The organism is Streptomyces sp. NPDC054840 (genome assembly GCF_053611065.1).
In genome coordinates this window covers 1-3,447 of record NZ_JBSGZP010000736.1, presented here as the reverse complement: position 1 = coordinate 3,447, position 3,447 = coordinate 1, and the positions used below count along the sequence as shown (strand labels likewise).

General features: G+C 69.2%; 6 protein-coding genes. 3 read left to right on the top strand and 3 right to left on the bottom strand.

Annotation, left to right across the window (positions count from 1 at the left end; translation table 11 throughout):
• Nucleotides 1-22: 22 nt before the first annotated feature.
• On the bottom strand, nt 23-292 hold the full coding sequence (locus ACWGIU_RS33140) for a hypothetical protein (protein WP_453711810.1): 270 nt from the start codon (nt 290-292) through the stop codon (nt 23-25).
• Between the two features lie 460 nt (nt 293-752).
• Between ACWGIU_RS33140 and ACWGIU_RS33135 the strand changes: the two genes are divergently transcribed.
• Nucleotides 753-1,085: a DUF6233 domain-containing protein gene (locus ACWGIU_RS33135; protein WP_453711809.1), complete on the top strand. Its 333-nt coding sequence runs from the start codon at nt 753-755 to the stop codon at nt 1,083-1,085.
• A 23-nt stretch (nt 1,086-1,108) separates the two neighbouring features.
• Nucleotides 1,109-1,336, top strand: coding sequence for a hypothetical protein (locus ACWGIU_RS33130; RefSeq protein ID WP_453711808.1), 228 nt, complete (start codon nt 1,109-1,111; stop codon nt 1,334-1,336).
• A gap of 73 nt (nt 1,337-1,409) precedes the next feature.
• Here the strand turns inward: ACWGIU_RS33130 and ACWGIU_RS33125 are convergent, their stop codons facing one another.
• Both ACWGIU_RS33125 and ACWGIU_RS33120 read right to left on the bottom strand, forming a co-directional pair.
• Nucleotides 1,410-1,571, bottom strand: a complete 162-nt coding sequence (locus ACWGIU_RS33125) for a hypothetical protein (RefSeq protein WP_362632841.1) — start codon at nt 1,569-1,571, stop codon at nt 1,410-1,412.
• A gap of 602 nt (nt 1,572-2,173) precedes the next feature.
• Entirely contained in the window at nt 2,174-2,737 is a 564-nt protein-coding gene (locus ACWGIU_RS33120; protein WP_453711807.1) for a hypothetical protein, read from the bottom strand.
• A gap of 279 nt (nt 2,738-3,016) precedes the next feature.
• Here ACWGIU_RS33120 and ACWGIU_RS33115 point away from each other — a divergent pair, with 279 nt between their 5' ends.
• Nucleotides 3,017-3,418: a restriction system modified-DNA reader domain-containing protein gene (locus ACWGIU_RS33115; protein ID WP_453711806.1), complete on the top strand. Its 402-nt coding sequence runs from the start codon at nt 3,017-3,019 to the stop codon at nt 3,416-3,418.
• Nucleotides 3,419-3,447: the final 29 nt, after the last annotated feature.

Sequence of the window (3,447 nt, the reverse complement as noted above, 5' to 3'; positions counted from 1 at the left end):
CCCGGGGGACGCTCAGGCACGGCTAGCCGCGCGGCCGTCCGCCCCGACCACGGCCGAGCCGTAAAGCGACCCGCACGGCCGTGGTCACGATCTGCGCCGCCTCCGACCACTCCGGCGCCCACACGGACACCGCGGCCTGGACCGCCTCGACGGCGAGCGCCGAAGCCACGCGGCCCGCCAGCCGGCGCTTGCCGGGTCGGCGGCTGCGCGGGGCCGGCTCCCCGGCGGGCCGGGCCTGCTCCCGCCCGGACTCCTCGCCCGTCGACTCCCCACCCATTTCTGACGTCCTCATGCCAGAGATCTCCTTACGCGAAAGTGCGGCTCACACCCCCGACCGGAGGTGAGATCCGCACTTTGGAACAGCAAGGGGTTAGCCCTGCAAGTCCCGAAAATCCCAGGTGAGAGCGCCAGACAGTGAATTTCGCGCAGGCGCCAACCATCGCCCCCTTAGCCCCGCAAGCCCCGACGATGTGACCTGCCACACACCCCGGGTGGCGGTCGGGATGGGATGCGCCGCACTCGCCTGTGAATTCGAACATGAGATCTAATAGGAGTGATGTCGTCCGCATGCTGAGGAGACCGCCATGGCCACCCCCGAAACCCCCGCCAGACCGCAGCCCGTCACCTGGGCTCCTAGCCAGACCAGACCCTGCTCGCGCTGCCACGCCCCCACCTGCCGATACGGGGTGGGAGCGTCGCCCCTGTGCACGTCATGCAAGACCGCCCGTCAGGCCCAGTACGGGGGCTGAACCGTGTCCGTCCTGCCGCCCGACCTGCCTCGGCTGCGGACGCTGGTCACCTACCTGCGCGGCGAGCTCGGCCGGGCCGAGCAGGCCCTTGCCACGGCCGAGGAACGCGAGGCCCTCGCCGCCAACAGGCGTCCGCCGAAGGAACCGCCCGCGTGGCTGGTCGAGCGCGGGATCGGAAGCGGCCGGCCCCCGGCCCGCGTGCACACCGGGGACTGCTGGGACACCGGCAACCGCTGCGCCCCCGCCGACCCTGAGCAGATACGGCGCCTGCTGGCCGACGGCGTGCCCGCGTGCATCCACTGCCGGCCCGACACCGCCCTCGGAGTGCTGGAGTGACCGGACACCGGCAGGGTGAAGGGATGAGCCCTGCCCCGCGTGTAGTCGTCTATCCGCCGGACGCCCAGGGCGGACGCCGCGTCCGCTGCGACGGCGAAATCCTCGGCCGCGCCCTCGACCCCGCCGACCTCCTCGAATTCCTGCGCCGGGCCGGCCTCGACCCCGACACCGTCCGCCTGGACGACCCGCTGCTCATCGAATGGCGCGGCGGCGGACCCTCCGTCTGGAGTCCGGAAACCGACGGGGCGTGAGCGCAGCCGTGCGGGGCGAAGCGTGCCCATGGGTCCTGACCCGGCCTCGGCGAGGCCAGGACCCACGCGGCGGCTAGCGGCGCACGTGGATGGTCACCTGGATCGCGCTGGTACCCAGCGCTCCAGCGCCGATGACGGCCACAGCGGTGGCCGCCTCGGCGTGGCCAGCTGCGGCCAGTACCGCGGTGACCCCGATGGCGGCGAGCGCCGTGGCACCGCTCAGCCACCTGAGCATGGGCGCACGGAGCTGCGGACCTTGGGACCCGGCAGGGCCTGGGGTACGGTCGACTGACGTCATGTGCCTTGTTCTCCTCACAGCAGGACGGGACGCCCGACGTCAGACGCGAGGGAGACCCCGCGAGGCCAGCCCTAGGAAGCAAGGGCCTCGTATCGGTCTCCCTTCGTCATCTCCGAAGGGCTGTGCGGGCGTTGACCACGATACGACCCCGTGTTGACACAATCGGGGCACCGCCTAGTACGGGCGCCGCCCTCGGCGGTGAACTGCGCCCCCAGAGAAGCACTCTCATACCAAAACGCAGTAGATCCGATGCAACACGAAACGCGCAGGTCACAGCGTTGGAGATCGCTACTGCCCCCCGCACACCCCGTGACGGACATCACAGGATGGTGTGCGTCAGGTCGGCGCGCCCAGGGCCGACAACAAACTGTCGAGCTGCCAGGTTTCCGCAGGTCAGAGACCGCCATCGCTAGGCCCGTTGGAACGTCGAGGAAAGCAGGTCGCGATTCGTCGGACGAACCCCGTACATGAACTCGACCTTATTGCCCGCGAAGAGGGGGTTGGAGAACTTGTAGATGCGGGCCCTCGGACAGCAAGCCTCAGGGGCGAGGGATGCCTGTGATGACGTTCGTAAATTTTGTGACCTCTCTGCCGCCCCGCACCTTTTTCGACCATCTCGTCGGGAGACTCGACCCGCTGCCGCCGATCCATCGCCGGCCACAGTTAGCGGAACGCTGACCCATTCCATACGACGAGCAGGTCGCCACCTTCAGAGGTGGCGCCCTGCACCCGCTCCCGCGATCTAACGGTGGATCACCCTCCCCCTGCACGACGTGGAACTCGACGCACAGTTTCGTGCCGTGCTCGAACGCGCGGCCCTTGCCTCCCCATTTCCAGCTGACCATGGACATCTTGGTGAGGGCCACGCTGACGGGGGTGGCGTCCTTCCAACCGGTCAGCTCCGACTGGTAGCCCTTCGGCCTGTACGTGATCAGGCGGGCACGGACGCCTGTCCCGTGCCCGTCCATGTGCGCGCCGACGCCGGTGACGCGCAGGCCCTTCCCCCCCAACACACAGCCCACGCGGCCGTCACTGGCCTTCGCATCGGCGTGGGCGGGCGCCACCGCGAACATAAGGGCGGCCGCAGTCACGGCGTAGATCATCCTTCGCATGCACAACTCAACCGGGGAGACGGCCTACTGGTCACCCAGCCCCCCAGGACACCGAGTGCGGGTGGCCTGGCAGCACGCGAGGGATCACCTAGCTCGGCCAGGGGATCCCTGCCTGATCGCAAATGCTGGATCCACTTGGCGCGGCAGTGTGGCCGCGATCAGTTCTGCTGAATCACTGGCAGCGAGAGTGGACACAAGCTGCTTGCAGTGCTTAATATCGGAGCGGAAGTCAGCGAAATGGTCCTTGGGGCCACTGATGACAGGAGACGCATGGCCACGCTCAGCATCCACTTCGATCCCGCCGTCCTCGCCCGCCTCACGAGCGCGAGCAGCGATGACACCATCCACGTCACCCTGTCCCTCGGCGGCGGGTCCTCCACCGACGAGGCCGCGCCCGTCATCCCGCGCGGTCCGCTCGCCAGCCTGATGCAGGCGGGGCTGCTGGCGCCGGACACGGTCCTCACCTTCCACCAGCGCCGCGCCAATCGGTCGGGCCGCGCTGTCGTGACGGCTGACGGCCAGCTCATCGTCGACGGCCACTCCTCGCTCTTCCCCTCTCCGTCGAAGGCCGCCGAGGCCGTCACGGGGAACGTCATCAACGGCTGGACCCTGTGGCACACGCCCGACGGATCCACCCTCGACCAGCTGCGCCAGAAGCTGGACACCGAGTAGGCGGTCCTGGCCGTTCCGGCCTGCGGCGG

Bases quoted from the DNA above. Each gene is read 5' to 3' on its own strand.
- ACWGIU_RS33140 (WP_453711810.1), bottom strand. From the start codon at position 292: ATGAGGACGTCAGAAATGGGTGGGGAGTCGACGGGCGAGGAGTCCGGG.
- ACWGIU_RS33120 (WP_453711807.1), bottom strand. From the start codon at position 2,737: ATGATCTACGCCGTGACTGCGGCCGCCCTTATGTTCGCGGTGGCGCCC.
- ACWGIU_RS33125 (WP_362632841.1), bottom strand. From the start codon at position 1,571: ATGCTCAGGTGGCTGAGCGGTGCCACGGCGCTCGCCGCCATCGGGGTC.
- ACWGIU_RS33115 (WP_453711806.1), top strand. From the start codon at position 3,017: ATGGCCACGCTCAGCATCCACTTCGATCCCGCCGTCCTCGCCCGCCTC.
- ACWGIU_RS33130 (WP_453711808.1), top strand. From the start codon at position 1,109: ATGAGCCCTGCCCCGCGTGTAGTCGTCTATCCGCCGGACGCCCAGGGC.